Annotated in this window: 24 protein-coding genes; 4 read left to right on the forward strand and 20 right to left on the reverse strand. The window is 60.8% G+C overall.

Going from position 1 to position 17,401, the window contains the following annotated elements; genetic code table 11:
• Nucleotides 1–10 precede the first annotated feature (10 nt).
• Entirely contained in the window at nucleotides 11–838 is an 828-nt protein-coding gene (locus tag RTW82_RS27880) for a DUF932 domain-containing protein (protein WP_003092327.1), read from the reverse strand.
• Between the two features lie 545 nt (nucleotides 839–1,383).
• Between RTW82_RS27880 and RTW82_RS27885 the strand changes: the two genes are divergently transcribed.
• Nucleotides 1,384–3,687, forward strand: coding sequence for an ATP-binding protein (locus RTW82_RS27885; RefSeq protein ID WP_006379607.1), 2,304 nt, complete (start codon nucleotides 1,384–1,386; stop codon nucleotides 3,685–3,687).
• 66 nt (nucleotides 3,688–3,753) lie between these two features.
• On the opposite strand, the gene radC is transcribed toward RTW82_RS27885, so the two are convergent.
• The 3 genes from radC to RTW82_RS27900 form a co-directional block, all read right to left on the reverse strand.
• Nucleotides 3,754–4,263, reverse strand: coding sequence for a RadC family protein (radC, locus tag RTW82_RS27890; RefSeq protein ID WP_003092330.1), 510 nt, complete (start codon nucleotides 4,261–4,263; stop codon nucleotides 3,754–3,756).
• Between the two features lie 351 nt (nucleotides 4,264–4,614).
• Nucleotides 4,615–5,679 (reverse strand): YhcG family protein, encoded by a 1,065-nt coding sequence (locus RTW82_RS27895; protein WP_003092331.1) that lies wholly within the window; start codon nucleotides 5,677–5,679, stop codon nucleotides 4,615–4,617.
• Nucleotides 5,676–6,875, reverse strand: a complete 1,200-nt coding sequence (locus RTW82_RS27900; RefSeq protein ID WP_001062689.1) for a tyrosine-type recombinase/integrase — start codon at nucleotides 6,873–6,875, stop codon at nucleotides 5,676–5,678. The genes RTW82_RS27895 and RTW82_RS27900 overlap by 4 nt, the downstream gene beginning before the upstream one ends.
• Before the next feature lie 170 nt (nucleotides 6,876–7,045).
• On the opposite strand from RTW82_RS27900, the gene RTW82_RS27905 reads away from it, so the two are divergent.
• A complete protein-coding gene (locus RTW82_RS27905; protein ID WP_316927096.1) occupies nucleotides 7,046–7,174 on the forward strand; it encodes a hypothetical protein in 129 nt (42 codons plus the stop codon).
• A 10-nt stretch (nucleotides 7,175–7,184) separates the two neighbouring features.
• Here the strand turns inward: RTW82_RS27905 and RTW82_RS27910 are convergent, their stop codons facing one another.
• From RTW82_RS27910 to RTW82_RS27980, 15 genes are all read right to left on the reverse strand, one after another.
• Nucleotides 7,185–7,730 carry a hypothetical protein gene (locus tag RTW82_RS27910; RefSeq protein ID WP_236234686.1) on the reverse strand — a complete coding sequence of 182 codons (546 nt, stop codon included), beginning with the start codon at nucleotides 7,728–7,730 and terminating at the stop codon, nucleotides 7,185–7,187.
• Nucleotides 7,727–7,933, reverse strand: a complete 207-nt coding sequence (locus tag RTW82_RS27915) for a hypothetical protein (RefSeq protein WP_316927097.1) — start codon at nucleotides 7,931–7,933, stop codon at nucleotides 7,727–7,729. The genes RTW82_RS27910 and RTW82_RS27915 overlap by 4 nt, the downstream gene beginning before the upstream one ends.
• A complete protein-coding gene (locus tag RTW82_RS27920; RefSeq protein WP_316927098.1) occupies nucleotides 7,930–8,226 on the reverse strand; it encodes a hypothetical protein in 297 nt (98 codons plus the stop codon). Before RTW82_RS27920 ends, RTW82_RS27915 begins: the two co-directional genes overlap by 4 nt.
• Complete coding sequence (locus RTW82_RS27925) at nucleotides 8,226–9,545, reverse strand: site-specific integrase (RefSeq protein ID WP_316927099.1); 1,320 nt, start codon at nucleotides 9,543–9,545, stop codon at nucleotides 8,226–8,228. The genes RTW82_RS27920 and RTW82_RS27925 overlap by 1 nt, the downstream gene beginning before the upstream one ends.
• Complete coding sequence (locus RTW82_RS27930) at nucleotides 9,542–9,940, reverse strand: hypothetical protein (RefSeq protein ID WP_316927100.1); 399 nt, start codon at nucleotides 9,938–9,940, stop codon at nucleotides 9,542–9,544. The genes RTW82_RS27925 and RTW82_RS27930 overlap by 4 nt, the downstream gene beginning before the upstream one ends.
• Entirely contained in the window at nucleotides 9,937–11,340 is a 1,404-nt protein-coding gene (locus tag RTW82_RS27935) for a replicative DNA helicase (protein WP_316927101.1), read from the reverse strand. The genes RTW82_RS27930 and RTW82_RS27935 overlap by 4 nt, the downstream gene beginning before the upstream one ends.
• Complete coding sequence (locus RTW82_RS27940; RefSeq protein WP_316927102.1) at nucleotides 11,337–12,146, reverse strand: ATP-binding protein; 810 nt, start codon at nucleotides 12,144–12,146, stop codon at nucleotides 11,337–11,339. The genes RTW82_RS27935 and RTW82_RS27940 overlap by 4 nt, the downstream gene beginning before the upstream one ends.
• Nucleotides 12,133–12,903, reverse strand: coding sequence for a helix-turn-helix domain-containing protein (locus tag RTW82_RS27945; protein WP_316927103.1), 771 nt, complete (start codon nucleotides 12,901–12,903; stop codon nucleotides 12,133–12,135). The genes RTW82_RS27940 and RTW82_RS27945 overlap by 14 nt, the downstream gene beginning before the upstream one ends.
• Nucleotides 12,900–13,199 carry a hypothetical protein gene (locus tag RTW82_RS27950; protein WP_236234678.1) on the reverse strand — a complete coding sequence of 100 codons (300 nt, stop codon included), beginning with the start codon at nucleotides 13,197–13,199 and terminating at the stop codon, nucleotides 12,900–12,902. The genes RTW82_RS27945 and RTW82_RS27950 overlap by 4 nt, the downstream gene beginning before the upstream one ends.
• Nucleotides 13,199–13,957, reverse strand: a complete 759-nt coding sequence (locus RTW82_RS27955; RefSeq protein ID WP_236234677.1) for a Rha family transcriptional regulator — start codon at nucleotides 13,955–13,957, stop codon at nucleotides 13,199–13,201. Before RTW82_RS27955 ends, RTW82_RS27950 begins: the two co-directional genes overlap by 1 nt.
• On the reverse strand, nucleotides 13,954–14,304 hold the full coding sequence (locus tag RTW82_RS27960; protein ID WP_316927104.1) for a hypothetical protein: 351 nt from the start codon (nucleotides 14,302–14,304) through the stop codon (nucleotides 13,954–13,956). Before RTW82_RS27960 ends, RTW82_RS27955 begins: the two co-directional genes overlap by 4 nt.
• Nucleotides 14,301–14,561, reverse strand: a complete 261-nt coding sequence (locus RTW82_RS27965) for a hypothetical protein (protein ID WP_316927105.1) — start codon at nucleotides 14,559–14,561, stop codon at nucleotides 14,301–14,303. The genes RTW82_RS27960 and RTW82_RS27965 overlap by 4 nt, the downstream gene beginning before the upstream one ends.
• Nucleotides 14,558–14,800 (reverse strand): hypothetical protein, encoded by a 243-nt coding sequence (locus RTW82_RS27970; protein ID WP_316927106.1) that lies wholly within the window; start codon nucleotides 14,798–14,800, stop codon nucleotides 14,558–14,560. Before RTW82_RS27970 ends, RTW82_RS27965 begins: the two co-directional genes overlap by 4 nt.
• Nucleotides 14,793–15,116, reverse strand: coding sequence for a hypothetical protein (locus tag RTW82_RS27975; RefSeq protein ID WP_236234673.1), 324 nt, complete (start codon nucleotides 15,114–15,116; stop codon nucleotides 14,793–14,795). Before RTW82_RS27975 ends, RTW82_RS27970 begins: the two co-directional genes overlap by 8 nt.
• A gap of 124 nt (nucleotides 15,117–15,240) precedes the next feature.
• Nucleotides 15,241–15,564 (reverse strand): transcriptional regulator, encoded by a 324-nt coding sequence (locus RTW82_RS27980; RefSeq protein WP_236234691.1) that lies wholly within the window; start codon nucleotides 15,562–15,564, stop codon nucleotides 15,241–15,243.
• Between the two features lie 96 nt (nucleotides 15,565–15,660).
• On the opposite strand from RTW82_RS27980, the gene RTW82_RS27985 reads away from it, so the two are divergent.
• On the forward strand, nucleotides 15,661–16,515 hold the full coding sequence (locus RTW82_RS27985) for a S24 family peptidase (protein WP_316927107.1): 855 nt from the start codon (nucleotides 15,661–15,663) through the stop codon (nucleotides 16,513–16,515).
• 43 nt (nucleotides 16,516–16,558) lie between these two features.
• Here the strand turns inward: RTW82_RS27985 and RTW82_RS27990 are convergent, their stop codons facing one another.
• Nucleotides 16,559–16,876 (reverse strand): DUF1654 domain-containing protein, encoded by a 318-nt coding sequence (locus RTW82_RS27990; protein ID WP_316927108.1) that lies wholly within the window; start codon nucleotides 16,874–16,876, stop codon nucleotides 16,559–16,561.
• Nucleotides 16,877–17,032: 156 nt separating this feature from the next.
• On the opposite strand from RTW82_RS27990, the gene RTW82_RS27995 reads away from it, so the two are divergent.
• Nucleotides 17,033–17,401: a response regulator transcription factor gene (locus RTW82_RS27995; RefSeq protein WP_236234670.1), complete on the forward strand. Its 369-nt coding sequence runs from the start codon at nucleotides 17,033–17,035 to the stop codon at nucleotides 17,399–17,401.

Below are 17,401 nucleotides of genomic sequence, written 5' to 3' on the forward strand. Positions count from 1 at the left end.
GCGTGGGGATTCAGGCTTTCAACTGGCGCATGCCATCGGCCAGCAGCCAGAGGGCGCGATTTAGTCGGATGTTTTGGTCGATGCCCTGCACCGGGCGGGTTTGCTGTCGGCGCCCGTTGGCGCTGCGGCCACGCAGCCCGCCTTGGGTCAGGTTTTCTTGGGTGCGGTTGAACACGCTCCACAGGTCGGGGCGGCGGTCGTCGAAGCGGCGCGGCATCAGGATTTGCGATTCCGTGATGGGCGCGGGCTTGTCGGGGTCGTCGTACTTGAGGGCGAGCGCGGCGCGGGCGAACACTTCGGATTCGCCATCGTCCAAGGTGATGCCGCGCATGGCATCGCGCGATTCCTTCACCCGATCGAAACCGCTCAAGACTTCGTAAGCCCCCTCAATGACCAGACCGGCCACGTCGCCTTTATGGGGCACTCGCACATCGGCCACGGTGTTGCCGCAGACAAGGCCATTGCTGCACACGAACCGGAACATTCCGGCCAGCATCTGATAGCTGCTGGTGCCGTCGTGCGAGTTCAGCAGCACGATTTCGTTGGCCTCCGCGCCGTTGATCTGGCTGGCATGGCGCAAGCGAATCATGTGTTTGGTGTGCTCGCGCTTGCCTTCGTCGCGCACGCGGGTTTGCGTCACCATGAAAGGCTGGAAGCCTTCTTTGCGAAGCTCGGTCAGCACGGCGGCGGTGGGGATATAGGCGTACCGCTGCGAACGGCTCTCGTGCGGGGCATCCGCGAAGATGGACGGGGCCACGCGGTGAATCTGGTCGTCGGACAGCGGGTAATCGCTGCGCAGCGAGGGGGAGCGGAAAGCGAAACGGGATGCGAGTTGCATGGTCTTTCTCCTGACAAAAGAGGTTTGCTGTTCACACCGCACACCGGATTTCTAGATTCGGAGCCCAGCCTTTCGGCTGTTTGGTGCGGTCGGCACGAGGAACCCGGTTGGCCCTGTTGCCACCGTCTTTCCTGAGTTCATCGCCCGCGCCCAAAGGAGCGCGCGGACGGGGGCCGTCAAGGAGCCAAGCGCAGGGTTGGTGCGGCCCGCAGGCGCAGCCGAGGACACGGCCCTGCGCGCCTTGACGGCACACGGTCGCGGGCTACGGTCGCGGGTAAGGTGATGAAGTCAGGGGAGACGGCTGGACAAGGCAACGGCCATCCCTTTGTGCTGACCGCACGCAAGCGAAGCGCGCAGGCCCGAAGCTGGAAGCCGGGCCGTAGGCGTCAGCGATGCGGAAGGCTGGCGAAGCCAGTCCCGCCAGGGATGAGCGACTAGCGAACCTGGAGCAGCGCGATCCGCGAAGCGGAGACGCAAGAGGACTCTTCGTTTACCATTTGTTTCGCAAGCAAATGATGGGAAAGCAAGAACACGGAGATATAGAGATGATTGTCTGCATCAACCGCCTCAAACAGTTCGGAATCTTCAGCGACTTCAATGGAACGAAGATCCAAAAGTTCGGCCGGTACAACCTGGTCTATGGTTGGAATGGAACAGGCAAGTCAACGTTATCGAATCTATTCTCTTGCTTTGAGCTTCGCTCGATGGTTCCCCGCTTCAGCACGGGCCAATTTTCAGTAGTTCTGGAGGATGGCTCAACGATCACGGAATCCACACTCCACTCATCCCAATTGAATATTCATGTTTTCAATCAACGCTTCGTGCATGAGAACATTGATTGGGACAAATCCGTAAAGAGCATCCTTCTTATTGCGAAAGAGAAGATTGATGACTTGCAGAAGCTGGAGAAGCTGAAGAGCGAGCTTCAGTCGAAAAAGAAGGCTCACGACGACAAGCAAAGCGATATCAAGAAGCAGCGTGAGGCATTAGAGAAGTTCCTGACCAATGCTGCCAAGAAAATGAAGCTTGGACTTCAGGCGATTGATACGAGCGACAGTTATTACTTGAATTACGACCGCCGCAAGCTCTTCAACTTCATACAGAATAACGGCGAGACAATTATCAAGGCGGAGTCGGTTCTTCCAGATGAGAGGGTTATCGACCTTACGAATGCCGCCAAGCCAGATCAGCTTCCAAGCATTGCTTTCGCCTCAACGGCCATTGAGCCGGACTACTTTAAGAAAGCGGCGGGCCGCATCAGAGATTTGATTGGGACTACGGCGGTCAATCAAGCAATCCAGCGGCTGACCGATAACCCGGAAATCCGCGAATGGGTTCAAGCAGGCTTGGAAATCCATAAAAACCACGACTCGCAATCCTGCGAGTTCTGCGGCTCTCCGTTCGCCCAGCTTCGTGCCGAGGCGCTTGCTGCCCACTTCAGCAAGGAGTTCACGGAGTTTCAGAGCCGACTTCAGAACGCGGCGACATGGATTGAATCTCAAGGCGCTCCAGCTAATCAGTTTCCCGCATCGACCGAGTTTTATAAAGAACTATCGGCCGAGGCAGAGAAGCTTCAAAAGGACTACGCAACTGCTGCTGAAAAGATCGACCAGCAAATCGACGCCTGGCGGGAAGCCCTGAAGGCCAAGATCACAGACCCTGGGAAGACAGACATTCAGATCTCGGATGTGGTTGAAGACGATGTCACCAATTTCAATGACATCCTGAAATCGATTGTTGCTCTCGTTGGAAAGCACAACAATAAGACTTCAAATTTCAAATCTGAGACCTCAAAAAGCAAGGTGGCACTGGAGCTTCACTTTGCTGCGGCTGAGGTGCAAGAGTTTGACTATGCTGGAAGTGAGAAGAAGTGCAATGACCTTGAGTCAGAAGCAAAGAACGACCATAAGGAAATTGAAAAAATTAGTCTAGAGGTCGGAGCCATAGAAGCGGCGCTCTCGAATGAAACGGTCGGGGCAAAGGAGTTCAATGACATCCTGCATCGCTTCATTGGCCGCTCTGAGCTTTGCCTGAACTTCAATCAGAAGAAGAAAGGCTATGAGATCATCAGAAACGGGGTTGGTGAGCACGATGGGAATTTGAGCGAAGGTGAGAAAACTGCGATTGCATTTGTCTATTTCATCACGAAGCTCAAAGAAAATGGAAATAACATCAAGGATACGATCGTCGTCGTTGACGATCCGGTCTCAAGCTTTGATTCTAATCACTTGTTTCACGCCTACTCGTTTTTGAGAACGCAATGCACTGAAGCCAAGCAACTTTTTGTGCTGACTCACAACTTCACTTACTTTAAGCTAGTGAGAGACTGGTTCACTGGCACCAATAGGAATCGAGTCAAAAAAGGCAACGCCGAGAATTGCTTCTTTTATCGCCTGGATGCGCCACCTGGCTCCCCTCGTCACTCCCTACTTGTGGATGCCGACGACTCACTCAAGAACTACGGTTCCGAGTACCACTATATCTTCAAGAAGCTCTACGAATATAGGGCGCACACAACACTCAATCGAGATGAGGCGTTCTTGACCGCCAACCTCGCCCGAAAGCTTGTTGAATCGTTTTTCACCTTCAAATATCCAAGGCGTCGAAGCGACATTAGTCAATTGATGGAGGCTGGCCTAAAAGATTGCACCATCACGACACCAGAGCTTAAAGAAAAAATCTACCGCTTTATCAATAAGTATTCACATAGCGACGTTATTGAGATAACAGAGGAATCCGCAGAAAACTTGGCAGGCGAAAGCCACAGCGTCATCGGGAACATCTTCCAGTGGCTGGAAGAGGTGGACAAGAAACATTACGACGAGATGATTCAGGTTGCGACGGCCTGAGCATCAGGCCGCGAGGGCCATAGCTATGCCACCAGGCGCAGCAAAAAGGGGCCGAAGCCCCTTGGGCTAGATCAGCCCATGCTCGGCGAACGATGCCGTTTCGTTGCCCGCAACGATGATGTGATCGAGCACGCGCACGTCCACCAGACCCAACGCTTCCTTGAGCCGCTGGGTCAGCGCCCGGTCAGCCGCGCTCGGCTCGGGGTTTCCGCTCGGATGGTTGTGCGAAACGACGACCGCCGCCGCATTGAGCCGCAGCGCCTCCTTGACCACTTCGCGCGGATACACCGACGCACCGTCAATAGTGCCGTGGAACATCTCCCTGTATTCGATCAGACGATGGCGCGTATCCATGAACAGCACTACGAACACCTCATGCTCGAAGCTGGCCAACTTTGTACGCAAGTATTCCTTGACCGCCGCCGGCGAAGTGAACTCTGCTCCGCGCCGCATTTTCCGGTCAATGACCTGGCGCGCAGCTTCCAGAATGTCGTCGGCCGATGCCGGTAGATAGCGCCCGTGCGCGTCGCGCACCAGCAGACAGGAATCGAACGAGGGAAAGGACAGTTGCGACATGATCGTGCTCCGGTTGCTCGGGCGGAATTGCCCGGAACCGGCGGCAGCACGGCGCAGCGCAAGCAGTCAGGGGTCGCAGACGGCCGCCAGGACGCAAGCGCGCATGGCGCGCGCCGCCCTTGACGGCGAGAACGCCGTGATACGGTGAAGGGAACAGCAAGACCGCCCACACCCGCCCACTGCACAGAGTCGATTTTTGGCAAGCGGAGCGCGCAGGCCCGGATCAACGAGCCGGGACGGAGGCGTCAGTGATGGAAGCCCGACAGGGGCGAGACTCGCGCAGCGAAGCTCGATGCGCAGCACGACAGCGCGACGGCGGCACGCCGGGACGCCCGACTGCTTGGGACAGGACTACTCGTTGTCCGTCTTGCGCTGCTCGATTTGCAACTGCGCCCGTTGCGTTGCCTGTTGCAGCCGCTCCACCAGCACGCCCCTCGGCGGCAAGGCGGTCAGATACTCGGCAACGTGGATGCCGGACTTGTCCAGCTCCAGCAATTCGATCTGCTCGCGCTTCTTGCCGGTGCAAAGGATGATCCCGAGCGGCGAGGCTTCCTCCGGCTCCCGTTCGTGCTTGTCTAGCCACCGAAGGTAAAGCTCCATCTGCCCTTTGTAGGCCGCCTTGAAGTCACCTACCTTCAACTCCACCGCAACCAGCCGCCGCAGCTTGCGGTTGTAGAACAGAAGGTCAAGGTGGAAATCCTCGTCGTCGATCGGAATGCGCTTCTGCCGGGCGACGAATGAGAAGCCCGCGCCCAGCTCCAGCAGGAAGGACTCCATTTCACGGATGATCGCCGCTTCCAAGTCGCCTTCCTGCCAAGTGTCCCGCAGGCCCAGGAAGTCGAGGATGTACGGGTCGCGCATGACCAGGGCCGGCGACATGCGCTGCGCATCGCGCAGGGTCGCCAACTCCTGCGCTATGGTTTCTTCCGGCTTTTGGGAAAGCGCCGTGCGCTCGTACAGCATCGAGTCGATACGCTCGCGCAGCGTCCGCACGCTCCAGCGTTGGGTGCTGGCCATCTGTGCGTAGTAGTCCCGCTGGAGCGGGTCTTTCAGCGGCATCAGGGCGATGAAGTGCGTCCAGCTCAATTCTCGTATCAGTGATACGAGAATTCGCTCGTCGGGGAAGGTGGCGGCGAACTGCACCATGCGGCGCAAGTTCTGCTCTGCAAAGCTGCTGCCGTACTCCTCCACCAACTGCGCAGCCAAGGTGGGCAGAACTTCCTTGCCGTAGGCGCCCCGGCGCCTGTCCAAGACCTGCGTGTGGATGCGTTGGCCGATGCGCCAGTAGAGCATCGTAAGCTCGCTATTCACCGTCGAGGCGGCGCGCAAGCGCGCCGCCTCGATCAGTGCCCGAATGTCGCCCAGCAGCGCCGCGGGCGCTGCGAGCGATGCTGCTGATGGCCGGCGCCCGTTCATGCCACCGCCTCCGCAAGCTGCCGCGCGCCCGTGATGGCTTGGCGGCGGCTGGCCACCAGCTCGGCCGCCTCGCGCACCGGCTTGTCCTCGGTGTGGACGTAGTGCATGAACATCGCCACGGTCTTGTGGCCCGTCAGCTTCATTCCCACTTTGGTCGGCACACCGGAATTGGCAATGTCGGTGGTCGAGCGATGACGGATGCCGTGCGTGCCTACGTGCGGCACGCTGGCGGCCTTGAGCGTCCGGCACCAGCCGCCATAGTGCTCGCCAAAGGTCAGGTGCTTGGCCGGGTCGTTCGGCGACGGCAGGACGTAAGGGCAGCCTTCCAGACGCGGCGCCGTCGAAAGCAGCCGATAGGCTTCCTCGCTCATGGGCTTGGAAATGCCGCCAACCTTGCTGTCGGGCCACACCACGCGCCGGTTCTCGAAGTCCAGCCAGCTCCATTCGAGCGGGCAGATTTCGGAGCGCCGCGCCGCAAACTCGAATTGCAGCCGGATCGCCAACGGGATGACGTAGTTCTCCAGCCCCTCCGCCTCCAGTTTCTCCAACTGGCGGAAGATCCGCACCATTTCCTCGTCCACGATGAGCCGGGTTTCCTTGCCCGGCGGGTACATCGGGACGTGGCGGCACGGATTCGTGCCGTCCGGGCGGAAGCCCCAGACTTCGGCCAAGTTGAACATCTTGCGCAGCACGCCGAAGGTCTTGTTGGCCTCGGTCGGCTTGTAGGCCAGCTTTTCCATGAGCCCCGCAATGTCGGGCCGCTTCACGTCATGCACCTTCTTGCGGCCCAGCAGCGGGATGATGTTGCGGTCGATGACGCCCTGGTAGCCGTCCTGCGTGCTGACCTTGTTGCGCTTCTTGGAGTAGTCCTCCATGAACTTTTTGCACAACTCGGCCATCGTGGGCGCCTTGCGCGCCTCGGCCTTGGCACCGCCGGGATCACCACCCCGGCGAACCTCGGCCAGCCAGTCCTGCGCTTTGACCCGCGCCTGTTCGACGGTTAGCTCCCCGTAGAGTCCCAGCGAGGGCTTGCGGGGCTGGCCAGAGTTCGTGCGGTACTGGAGCATGAACACCCGGCGTCCCGTCGAGGTAATCTTGCAAAGGAAGCCGGGCACGACGGTATCCCGTAGTTCGATGTCCTTCGCCTGGGGTTGCGCCGACTCTACGGCGGTCTTGGTGAGCTTGATCTTTGCCATGATGACTCCTTGGAACGACCCGGATTCCAGGAGCCAGATAGGAGCGGCGCGAGGGAGAACCGGGTCAAGTTTCAGAAAGCACCGGCATATGATGGAAGCGCGTAAGCTATTGATAAACCTGCTGTATCGGGCTACGTCGCAGTCCAGCGAACTACCGGGCTGGAGTCATCGTGAAACAAAAAACCCGGCTCGGTGGCCGGGTCTTTTTGGAGCTGATCTCGGCAGCGCGCACGGATCAGATGATGGTGGTGAATTTCGCTCATCCGCTCACAGTCGTCAACCCCTCTGCGAACAGATGAGCGAAGGCCGCTAGATCAACTGCTCGCGTTCGAGGATCTCGGTCACCCTCACTACGGCCTGCTCCTCCAGGGCGTCGAGAGACTTCCAGATACCGCGGCGCCACCGGCTGCGGGTCGAGTCCGGTCTCGCATCCATGTCCCACGTGTTGATGTCGTAGAACTCGTCAGGCAGGCGCAGCACATGCGTGGAGCGCTTGCCGTCCTTTCCTTTCAGCTTCGGGATTGCCCATGTGTAGACGGCCTTGGTCAGGAACAGGTGAGGGCACGGCGCGGATATCTTCGGGATGAGCCGATTGATTGCGTCGAGCCGGCGGCGGTCATGGGTTGAGTACTTGGCATAGAGCACGTCCCACTCCGCCGAAGTGAGCTCACGGTGCAGCAAGGCGTGCAGGATGCAGTCGAAGTCGAACTGATCCCTGGCGCCCAGCAGGGCGCGAAACCCTCCATCCACTTTACGCTCGATCAGCTTCTGCCAGCTTTGCCTGGCGGTGCTGTCCATGGTGTCGGCAGCAATCACCCGCACGATGGCGGGCATCACGTCGCGATAGACCGTCATGCGACCTCCAGCAGCTGCTTGTGCACGCTGTAGATGTCGGCGCCCTCATGCATGGCGGGGCGGTGCGCGACCTGGATCACCTCGCCAGTGCGCATGGCGAGCTCCAGGGTGGCGCCAGCGGACGAGTGCCGGATACGCATACTGCTCAGGTCGGCCGGATTGATGGCCAGGCCGGAAGCCTTCTCCAGAAGAATCATGGTCATGCCGCCCTCCGTGGGTCGGGTTCGTTATTGAGGCCGAAGAGGTCGCGCAGCAGTGCGTCTGCCGCCGGATGCCGGGCATTGCCCTCGGCAACCCAGCCTCGGCCGTATTCGTGAAAGGGCTTCCCGGTGCGGTCGCCGTGCCAGGAGGCGACCAGATCCAGCAGGGCAGCCAAGGCCTGGGTTCCGCCTGGCTTGGTGCTGGCCAACTCATCGGCGGCCAGCTTCAGGAAGCGGCGCTCGATCTCGGTCATCACCTTGCGAGGCAGGGCGAAGGGGGATGGCTTGTCGGTCATCACAACCACCCCTCGGGGGCTTCCTTCCCCCTCCTATGGGTAGGTGGCGGAATCGCCGTATCTAGCCCGCTGCTGCTGGCCTCATCACTATTTTGCGAATCGGCGCTACTCGCCTCTGTCTTGCCGTGGATGGCATCGAAACCGCGCTCATCCAGCCATGCGCACCACAACTCCAAGGCCTCGCGCTGCAGTCGACGGGCATGGGTCTTGATGTAGGTGGTGGCCATGTCCGGCAGTGCGTGGTTCACCAGCAGTTCGCCCACCAGGTAGTCGACGCCGAGTTCGGTCCAACTGGTCCTGGCCACCTTGCGCAGGTCGTGGCTGGTCCACTCCCCGCTGCTGATCTCGCGGAACAGTGCCGAGGCCTGGCGGGCGGACAGGGGTTGTCCATTGGCGCCGGGGAAGAGGTAGTCCTGCTGGCCCAGGGTGCGGCGCTGGTGTTCCTGGTAGCGCTTGAGCAGCGCCACCACCTGGCGGGTAAGTGGAAGCTCGTGCTGGACGCCCGTCTTCGTGTTCTGGCCCGGAATCAGCCAGATGCTCTCCGTGAAGCTGAAGTGCCGCCAGCGCGCTTTTCGGGTCTCCCCTATGCGGGTGCCATGGGTCAGCATCAAAAGCGCAAGCATCGCGCTCCTGGGTGCCTTCCTGAAGGTATCGCAGAGGTCGGCGAGGAGCTTCTGCACCAGCATGGCGTGCAGGCGGGCTGCCTTCGGCTTGATCCGCTTGGCCACGAAGTCGGAGAACTTCACCCCATCCAGCGGGTTGGCGAGCAGCAGCTTGAGCTTCACCGCCTGGCGCAGGGCGGCCAGCAGCACGCGCAGGATCTGGCGCACGTAGGCCGGAGACAGGCTCTCCATCAGCGGCCAGATCAGCTGGCGGTCCACCGCGTCGGAGTTGAGGTCCAGCAGCACCACCTCGCCAAGGGCTGGCAGCAGGTGGCGCTCGAGGGCGGTGCCCACGTCATCGCGGCGCTTGGCGGTGATGCTTCGGTCGCCGGCGACGCGGTTGCCGTACCAGGTGAGCAGGTCGCCTACAGTGCGCCAGGCGGAGGACGCCACCGCGGCCTTGCGGTCCACGGCCAGGCGTTCCAGCGCCAGCGGCAAGGCGTTCAGGGCTGCCTTCGCCGTAAGGCCGGGCCACCGGCCAAGCCGCGACCAGTCGTCAGCGATTACCACCCACCAGGTGCCGCTCTGGCGGTCCTGGCTGAAGCGGAAGCGCAGGGCTGGGTGCCGCATGTCGCGCAGCTCGCGCACATCCAGCTGGTCAGCGGCTGCGCGGAGAGCTGCGTCGGTGAACGTCGTCCGTTCGGTGCGCGCAGTCATGCATCACCTCCCGGCTGACTGTCGACGAAATTCGTCGGCGGTTGCAGGGTGGCAACAGCCACGCACCGGGAGAACACTTCTGGCGACACGTGCTGGCGGAGGGCCTCGATCAACAGCTTGTCGCGGCTGGTCTCCGTCGCGGCGCGCGATGCCTTGCGGAGCATGGCCATGTGGTCCTGCAGCCGCTGACGATCGCGGTTCATCCAGCGGAGCGCGGTGGTAGCCCTGACGAACCACTGCGGGTCCGAATAGCGGCCGGTGGCCTTCTGGGTCGCCTTGGCGGCGTCCACCTGCATGCGGATGTTGGTGCAGTCGAAGCTCAGGCGCTCCATCACGGAGGCGCACTCCTCCAGGGTCGCCGGCAACACCAGCGGCCCACGCTTTTCGTTGGTCATTCGTCGTCTCCCTGGGAGTACTGGCGGCCGCGGTAGGGGCGGCCCATTTCGACTTCGTCTTGGCTGTAGTCGCGGGTGAAGAGGTCGGTGAAGCGCGCGTACTGGCCTTCCTGCTGGACGTGGCAGCTGCCGAGCTTGGCCTGTCGGCCCTTGTCCAGGATCAGCTCGGTTACACCCGCTTGCCCCTCGTCGCTCTCCATGTCGCGATGCACGAGCAGAACCATGTCAGCGTCCTGCTCGATCTGCCCGGAGTCGCGCAGCTCGCTGGCCTGGGGTTTCTTGGCGGCGCCGGCCCGCTTGGTGGACTCGCGATTGAGCTGAGCCAGCACCAGGAGCGGGATATCAAGCTCCTTGGCCAGGCTCTTGAGGGCGGTGGAGATGGTCGCGATACGCTCGGTACGATTGGCGCCCTCTCCGGCAATCAGACCGATGTAGTCCACCACCAGTGCAGCCAGTCCGCGCTGTCGCTGCACCTTGCGAGCCTCGGAGCGAATGCGCGCCACACTGAGCGATGAGCGATCGCAGAGGTACAGCGGCGCGTCGGCGAGCTGCGCGACCGCATGGGTCAGCTTCGGCCAGTCCTCGTCCTGCATCTTCGTCGCGTCATCCAGCCGCTGCAGGGGTACACCCCCGACAGAGGCAAGAGCCCGCTGGACGAGTTCCTCCTTGGGCATCTCCAGGGAGAACACCAGCGCGACGCCAGCGGCTCGAATCGCCACGTTCTGGGCGATCTGAAGGCCAAGAGTCGTCTTGCCCGAGCCAGGCCGCCCAGCGATGACATACATCGCCTTCTTCCGCAGGCCTCCTCCCAGCAGCTCGTCGAGCGCGGCCAGCCCGGTGGACAGCTTGGGGACGATCTGGCCATTGAAGCCCGCGTCGATGCGGTCAACCTCGGCGGGCAGTAGCTCACCGATGCGCACGACGTCAGGCTCCGCGCCGTCGATATCGCGCAGATCGGCAACAGCCTGCTGCGCCTTTGCAACCACTTCCGCCAGGGCGCCGCCAGCGGTGGCAGCCTCCTGCACAGCCCGGCCGGCGTCGACGACCTGGCGCAGCACGGTCAGCTTGCGGAGATGGTCGGCGTAAGCCTTCCAGTTCGCTGCCGATGGCACGTCCCGGGTGATCTCGGAGGCATAGGCCATAGTCAGCTCGCCGTCAGGGAGCGTGCGGGTGGTGATCCCCACCGTGACCGGGTCCAAGGGCATGCCCTGGGCGTGGGTTTCGCGCAAGGCCTCGAGCAGCGCGGCGTTGTTCTCGAAGGCGAACTCCTGGGGGGTAACTGCGTCGAGAGCCTGCTCGACCAGCTGCTGGTCACCCTGCAGGCTGGCCAGCATGATCGCGCCCAGCACGCCGTGCTCAGCCTCCAGGCTGTAGAGATTCGGGCTCATGAATTCGCTCATGCGTCACCTCGGGCAGAAGTCCAGGTGAACCGAACCATGCGGCTGGAGCCCTGGCGCAGTCGATCCAATGCGCGATCGCCGATGAAGCGCGGCAACTCCTCGACGGTCATGTTGCTGACCAGGATCGTCGGCAGAACCTGCTGGTACCGGCGATCAATCACCTCGTGCAGCAGGCCGGGGCCGAAGTCTCCGGTGCTGACCTGGACGCCGACCTCGTCGATCACCAGCAGGTCGACGCTGGCCAGCTCGTCGAGTACGTCGCGCTCACTGGTCTTGGATGATTTGGCGAACGTCGCCTTGACCGCGCGAGCAATCTCGCTGGCCGTCGTGACGATGGCCGTGGCGGCGTGCTGACGGATAACGGCCTGCACGATTGCGGTGGCCAGGTGGGTCTTGCCGGTGCCGAGGTTGCCCAGCAGCAGCTGAGACCGCCCCTCACGCACCACCGCGTCGAAGTCCTCGGCGTAGCGGCGGCAAGACTCCAAAGCGGTGCGCTTGGCTTGGTCGCCGCCCACCTCGAAGTTGTCGAAGCTGCAGCCGCGGAAGCGGGGCGTAATCCCGCTCTCGATCAGTCGCTGGTTCACCAACTCGGCGCGCTTGGCTTCTCGGGCGGCTTCACGGGTGGCTTCGGCGACGTGCTGCCAGTTCAGGGCCTGCCAGCGGCACTGCTGGCAGGCGTTCGCCTTCCAGCTGCCGTCGAACTGCTCGACCAGCCAGGACTCGAACTGGCCGTGCTCCGGGCAGCGATCGAACATCGGTTCCCCGCGCTTCTTCGCCGGGGGCTTCAGGAAACTAGAATCGGCCATCGAAGTTCTCCGGGCTGGGTGCGTGCGTAGGGAGGTTGGTCAGGGTGCCGGTGGACGCAGGGAGCAAACCGGCGTTCCTGAACCACGACACCTCAAGCCCGGTCCAGGCTCGCTCAATCGCCTTGCTCAGCGCGTCGTCAGGAGTAACCCGGAGGCGAGCCAATTCGTGCAGGGTCTTGGATATGCCCTTCCAGGCTCGGTCGGTGAGCTTCGCTCGCTTGGTGCGGCGCATGGCCAGATAGTCCTTGGCCACCCCCAGCGTTAGGCCTGGCATCGAGTCGACCATAGCCTCCGCTGATACCCATTCAGGTGCGGCGTCACCCTTGGGGTGGCGTATAGCTTTTCGGTTTACTGACGGATCAATGACGGATTGGGTGCAGCTGGTGCACCCCGTTCCGTCTTCATTTGCACCCCGTTCCGTCTTCATTTGCACCCCGTCCACCTCTACGGGGTGCAGCTGGTGCACCCGGCTCATTACGATGTCGTAGACAACCGGGCGACGGTCAGAGCGGTCGATATAGGCGGCAGCGATAGCCTGGTTTCCTCGGCGAATCACCCCCAGCTTTTCAAGTGCGTCGAGCTTGTAGCGGACCGTCCGCTCCGACAGTCCGGTGTCCTCGGAAAGGCTCGAGGCGGAAGGGAAAGAGCCCCTCCCATCCTTGTCGGCGTAGTTGGCCAGGCAGAGAAGAACGTGGCGCGTGGTGGCGTCGGTAACGACCCGCTGCTCGAGCGCCCAGGTCATGGACTGGATGCTCATTTGGCGCGCCCCAGTGCACGAACTGCGCTCTCCAGGCGGCGACGAGCGTTGTAGACCTTCTGGCGCGCTCCGCTCCGGCGATCATTCGCGGCGGCCGTGAACTGGACGACACCCTGGAAGGCTTCGCTATAGGGGTTGAAATCACCTTCCGGCCGGCCGTGTGCGCGGAAGTAGGTGGCGTACATGGCGCGAATCTCGGCGCGCGCTTGCCGGAGGCCGCGCTCAGCCTCAATCAGATCGACGCCGGCGCGAGCTACGCGCTCCATGAGCTGCTTGGTCTTATCGGAATTTTTCATCAGATGGTTTCCCCGGTGTGTTTCGCCTGCGTGAAGCGGCCATCCCATGTGGATTTCATGGCCAGCTTTTGCTGCATGTAGAGCTGGTGCAGGCGCTGGGCGCCGGCCAGGAGCAGCTGCAGGTCGTACTTGATGAAGGCGTCACCACCCTCCGGCGAGATCTTCCGGGGGCGTTCGGTGAGGTACTTGTCGCGGACACGGCTGGCCACGCGGTAGCGAGGGGAGCCGTTCTCCCCACGGTTCTCGTCGTAGAGCCACCCGATGTCGAGGAGCGTGCTGTTCACCCTGGAGCAGTTCACGCCGTTCAGGCGCTTGCAGAACTGGGTAGGCGTCTCGCCGGAGAGGAACAGCGACTCGAGGCTGGCGATAGCCTCCGCCTGCTGCTGGTTCTCCAGTTGCAGGGCTTGGCGCTGCTCATACTGCTCGGCCCATGCTCTGGCCGCGTCGGCGGGGCTGGAAAAATCAGGGAGGAGGCCCTGCCCTGCCTGGCGCTCCAGTTCTTGCCAACGATCAACCAGTGCCGCGGTAAACTCAGGGCTGAGTTGGGCGACCACCACGAAGCTATCGCGCTTGCACACCAGGTAGACCGAGACAGCCTGGCCTAGGTGGTTTCTAACTACCCCCAATGGGGGAAGTTGAATGGCTGCACGTTCAGCCAGACGCTCAATGCTTTGCTTGACCTTGTCGTGGCGCGACCCAACAAGATCAGCGATCTGTTGCGAAGACATGGTGAGTGCGGTGCTGGACATCAGGTTCATACCCACCTCCCGCCGCCCTGATTGGAGGTTTCCACCATTGGTGAAAACCTGAGAGGGCCCTTATCACTGAGGTAGGACATGGCCGTCAGGCAGGACTCGCGCTTCGGGAAGCGGTAGCACTGTTGCTCGCGGTTGCGGCTGTCTCGATAGATGCCGGAAAAATTTCCTGCATTAACGCCCAGCACCTCAACGACCTTCTTCATGAAGTCGGCGTGCTCGAGCTTTGCGAAACCCTTCGACGGGAACTGCTGTCCAGCGGACTCGGCCTGGTGCTGGCGGTGAGAGTTGATGAAGTCCACCAGTTCGAGACTGGTCATCGTTGCGGCGCTCACGTTGATGATGTTCATGCATCACCTCCGGCGACCAGAGCATCAAGTCGCGATGTTAGCCGCTCGCGCTCGCAGTCGAGGATGTTGTGCCAGTCATCAGCGCTGTATGCCGCCAATGCTGCGACCTCGGCGAGATGCTCGAAGTCTGTGCTTTGCTTGAGTTGCCCCTTGATCACATGCAGGGAGGCGGAAAGCATCCTGATTCGCTCGAGACTGCACTCGATCTGCGAGATGGCATCGCTGACCACCTCGCGAACTACGTTGGCGGTGTTCATGCGGGCACCTGCAGGTCGTCCAGCAGGGCAATCAGGTCTTCCTGAGCGCACCTGGAGATAGTGAGAATTGCGAAGTGGATTGAAGCCTGGCCGTCTGGCGTGAGCCTCGGGCCTGGCTTACAACCCTCGTAAGCGATGTCTTCGGAGAGGACCCGGGCAAGCGAGCCGATGGAGTGGAGGCTTTCTTGCAGTCGATCTGCCTTGGCTTGCGAGTTGCTGCGGACGGCGTGACTAGCCATGAGCCACCTCCTCACAATCAGTGGCTACTGCCTCGACCTGAAGCTGTCCGAGCTGGACGTTGAACACGTCAGCCATGGCTTCCAGGCCTTCGCACACGTACTCGGCGGCCTTCATTCCAGCCCGGCAGAGCTGGCGAATGTGTTGCGTCGAGTCCATGTCGCGGTCGATTGCGCGGAGAACAGAGATCAGCTCGCGGGCGCTGAGCAACTCGAGCCTCATGCACTCGACAGCGTCGTACGCGACCTCAAGGGCCGACTGAGGAGCCTGCTCCTCTTGCGTGTCGGTGGTTTCCTTGGTAACTTCGGGATGTGACATTTCCTCGCTCCTTACTAGCGATGAAGTACAACCACTCGCGGCAACGAGTGGGGGAAAGAACCCGCCCGGCAAGGCGGGTTTTTTTATGGCCGATCAGAAATCAGCCATAAACTGAAAATGGTTGTCAGGTCATGGGATGCTGGCCGCCACTGTATGAATAAACAGCAGTTTCTTTTGTCTGCCCTGACCCGTCGTCGCCTGTTAGGATTTCTTCACGGTCGGCAGAGCTATCGCTCAATGCAGACCATGGGAAGTGAGGGCACAGATCGAAGCGAGTTACGGCACTGCCTGTAAGGCGCTCGATTTCAAGGGCTCTTGCAACGGGGATCGGCCTGACACCAGTGCACCACTGGCTTACCGTTGGCTTCTTCACCAGAAGCCTCCGCGCCAACTCGGCCTTGCTGCCAAGCAGCTCTGCCGCTTTGCACGCGGCAACTGAAGGTGTCATGAGGTAACTCCAGGTTGACTCTCGCGACACAATAAGGCAGTGGTTAACCTCTTTCAAGCCAATACCTAAATTATTTGGCAAAGGCTTAATAAACAGATGCTTACTGGACAAGATCTCGGGAAAGCCATTGAAGCCGCACGCCTGAAGAAGGGCGTCACCAAGAGCGCCATGGCGGCAACCTTTCAGGTGACCTCGCCCTCCATCCAGGGGTGGGTGAACACCGGCCGGATTGATAAGACAAAGCTGATCGAGGTGATTCGTTACTTCTCTGACGTGGTTGGCCCTGAGCATTGGGGGCTAACACAGGAAGACGGGTTTCTGCTGCAGCCGCTCGGCGAAAGCCAGGCCTCAGAGCCTCAGACTGCCGCGGAGATGGTCAGAGCAATGCTGGCGACCAGAGCAGGAAGAGCTCTTGGAGAGGAGGCGAAGAGGAGGCTGCTAGAACTTGCTGATGAGCAGCTGCAGTCAAAGCCGGCGGCGGAAGGGGTAGTCGTAACTGATATCCACAAAGCTCAGCCCAAGGGCGACGAAATTCACCTAGCTCATTACGACGTTCGAGGAGCTATGGGCGGTGGAAGGGTGGTTCAGGATTATCCCGAACTATTCCGTGACGTGACCGTCAGTCAGACCTATTTGCGTGAGCTGGGGGTCAGCTATAAAGACCCTTCACACCTCAAGATCATCACTGGCGACGGCCAGTCTATGGCGCCAAAGATTCAGCACTTGGACCCAATGATCGGCGATGTCAGCATTCGGGAATTCACTGGTGACGGCATATACGCGTTTGTCTGGCAGCACCACTTCTACATCAAGAGCCTACAGATCGAGGACGACGAACATTACCTGATGGTTTCCGCTGATAGAGACCTCTATCCCCCAAAGAAAATCAGGATCGACGACACCTATATACAGGCCAGGATTCTTCTCGTCTGGACAGCGAAAAGGGTCTGAGCGGCCAGCTCAAACCCGTGCAGAGCTGCGGAACCTGTCGAGCCTAGAGCGGCAAAGGTACTTCTGCATGCCCCAAGAAGGAATGCTCCCCCTCATCCGCTGAGTCAGATTGGAGCTGCAGCCATCCTAGTGTCACCGTGCCGTCGTCGTTGAAAGTCATCTCCAGACCATCCGTCTCAGCCAGAAGCTCCATAACCTCCTCCCACGCCTGATCCTCATCCGTGTCCAGGCGGTGGATCGTCACGCGCCGATTCAGCTGAGCAGAAGGCGAATTGATCATCTCCGACACCCTCAAGCCCAGGCGCTCGCGGCTGGTCATCACGCGGCGTTCGGTCTGCTTCTGCTGGTTCTGCTTGGCCATTGGCTTACTCCTCACTACTGGATATGCACACAGTATTTAACGGACCAGCAATCTTCAAGAGAGCCTACGCCTAAAATAATTAGGCAAAGCCTATATACAAAATTAAGGCATCACCATATATTTGCCTAACCGAGCAAACACTGGTGAGCAGCCGAAATGGAAACCATCACAGCACATGGATATGTAGGTCACCTTGGCCGCGGCGCGGCACACCGCGAGTTGGAATGCTTGCTGGCCGTTGCCGGCGGCCTTACCAGCAAAGAGGCAGCCAAGGATCTTGGGGTTACTCCCGGAACCATCGAGAAGCGCCTTCTCGCGCTCAGCACCAAGCTCGGCGTGACCCGGCGTGCGGCCTTGGTTGCTGAGGCATTCAAGCGCGGTGTGATCGTTCCGGCGGCATGCGTCATTCTGGCCCTGCTCGTCGGCCTGCAGCAGAACCCCAACACCATTCGCCGTCCCGCTGGCCCTCGCCGGGTCGAGACCTTCACCTCTGTTCGCCGCATCGAAGCGGCCTGGGTGGCCTGA

It is taken from the genome of Pseudomonas sp. zfem005, assembly GCF_032621735.1.
Lineage (GTDB): Bacteria > Pseudomonadota > Gammaproteobacteria > Pseudomonadales > Pseudomonadaceae > Metapseudomonas > Metapseudomonas solani.

What these genes read in the sequence shown, in the direction of transcription:
- RTW82_RS27880 (WP_003092327.1), bottom strand. Translation starts at nt 838, where the DNA reads ATGCAACTCGCATCCCGTTTCGCTTTCCGCTCCCCCTCGCTGCGCAGC.
- RTW82_RS27885 (WP_006379607.1), top strand. Translation starts at nt 1,384, where the DNA reads ATGATTGTCTGCATCAACCGCCTCAAACAGTTCGGAATCTTCAGCGAC.
- radC (WP_003092330.1), bottom strand. Translation starts at nt 4,263, where the DNA reads ATGTCGCAACTGTCCTTTCCCTCGTTCGATTCCTGTCTGCTGGTGCGC.
- RTW82_RS27895 (WP_003092331.1), bottom strand. Translation starts at nt 5,679, where the DNA reads ATGAACGGGCGCCGGCCATCAGCAGCATCGCTCGCAGCGCCCGCGGCG.
- RTW82_RS27900 (WP_001062689.1), bottom strand. Translation starts at nt 6,875, where the DNA reads ATGGCAAAGATCAAGCTCACCAAGACCGCCGTAGAGTCGGCGCAACCC.
- RTW82_RS27910 (WP_236234686.1), bottom strand. Translation starts at nt 7,730, where the DNA reads ATGACGGTCTATCGCGACGTGATGCCCGCCATCGTGCGGGTGATTGCT.
- RTW82_RS27915 (WP_316927097.1), bottom strand. Translation starts at nt 7,933, where the DNA reads ATGACCATGATTCTTCTGGAGAAGGCTTCCGGCCTGGCCATCAATCCG.
- RTW82_RS27920 (WP_316927098.1), bottom strand. Translation starts at nt 8,226, where the DNA reads ATGACCGACAAGCCATCCCCCTTCGCCCTGCCTCGCAAGGTGATGACC.
- RTW82_RS27925 (WP_316927099.1), bottom strand. Translation starts at nt 9,545, where the DNA reads ATGACTGCGCGCACCGAACGGACGACGTTCACCGACGCAGCTCTCCGC.
- RTW82_RS27930 (WP_316927100.1), bottom strand. Translation starts at nt 9,940, where the DNA reads ATGACCAACGAAAAGCGTGGGCCGCTGGTGTTGCCGGCGACCCTGGAG.
- RTW82_RS27935 (WP_316927101.1), bottom strand. Translation starts at nt 11,340, where the DNA reads ATGAGCGAATTCATGAGCCCGAATCTCTACAGCCTGGAGGCTGAGCAC.
- RTW82_RS27940 (WP_316927102.1), bottom strand. Translation starts at nt 12,146, where the DNA reads ATGGCCGATTCTAGTTTCCTGAAGCCCCCGGCGAAGAAGCGCGGGGAA.
- RTW82_RS27945 (WP_316927103.1), bottom strand. Translation starts at nt 12,903, where the DNA reads ATGAGCATCCAGTCCATGACCTGGGCGCTCGAGCAGCGGGTCGTTACC.
- RTW82_RS27950 (WP_236234678.1), bottom strand. Translation starts at nt 13,199, where the DNA reads ATGAAAAATTCCGATAAGACCAAGCAGCTCATGGAGCGCGTAGCTCGC.
- RTW82_RS27955 (WP_236234677.1), bottom strand. Translation starts at nt 13,957, where the DNA reads ATGAACCTGATGTCCAGCACCGCACTCACCATGTCTTCGCAACAGATC.
- RTW82_RS27960 (WP_316927104.1), bottom strand. Translation starts at nt 14,304, where the DNA reads ATGAACATCATCAACGTGAGCGCCGCAACGATGACCAGTCTCGAACTG.
- RTW82_RS27965 (WP_316927105.1), bottom strand. Translation starts at nt 14,561, where the DNA reads ATGAACACCGCCAACGTAGTTCGCGAGGTGGTCAGCGATGCCATCTCG.
- RTW82_RS27970 (WP_316927106.1), bottom strand. Translation starts at nt 14,800, where the DNA reads ATGGCTAGTCACGCCGTCCGCAGCAACTCGCAAGCCAAGGCAGATCGA.
- RTW82_RS27975 (WP_236234673.1), bottom strand. Translation starts at nt 15,116, where the DNA reads ATGTCACATCCCGAAGTTACCAAGGAAACCACCGACACGCAAGAGGAG.
- RTW82_RS27980 (WP_236234691.1), bottom strand. Translation starts at nt 15,564, where the DNA reads ATGACACCTTCAGTTGCCGCGTGCAAAGCGGCAGAGCTGCTTGGCAGC.
- RTW82_RS27985 (WP_316927107.1), top strand. Translation starts at nt 15,661, where the DNA reads ATGCTTACTGGACAAGATCTCGGGAAAGCCATTGAAGCCGCACGCCTG.
- RTW82_RS27990 (WP_316927108.1), bottom strand. Translation starts at nt 16,876, where the DNA reads ATGGCCAAGCAGAACCAGCAGAAGCAGACCGAACGCCGCGTGATGACC.
- RTW82_RS27995 (WP_236234670.1), top strand. Translation starts at nt 17,033, where the DNA reads ATGGAAACCATCACAGCACATGGATATGTAGGTCACCTTGGCCGCGGC.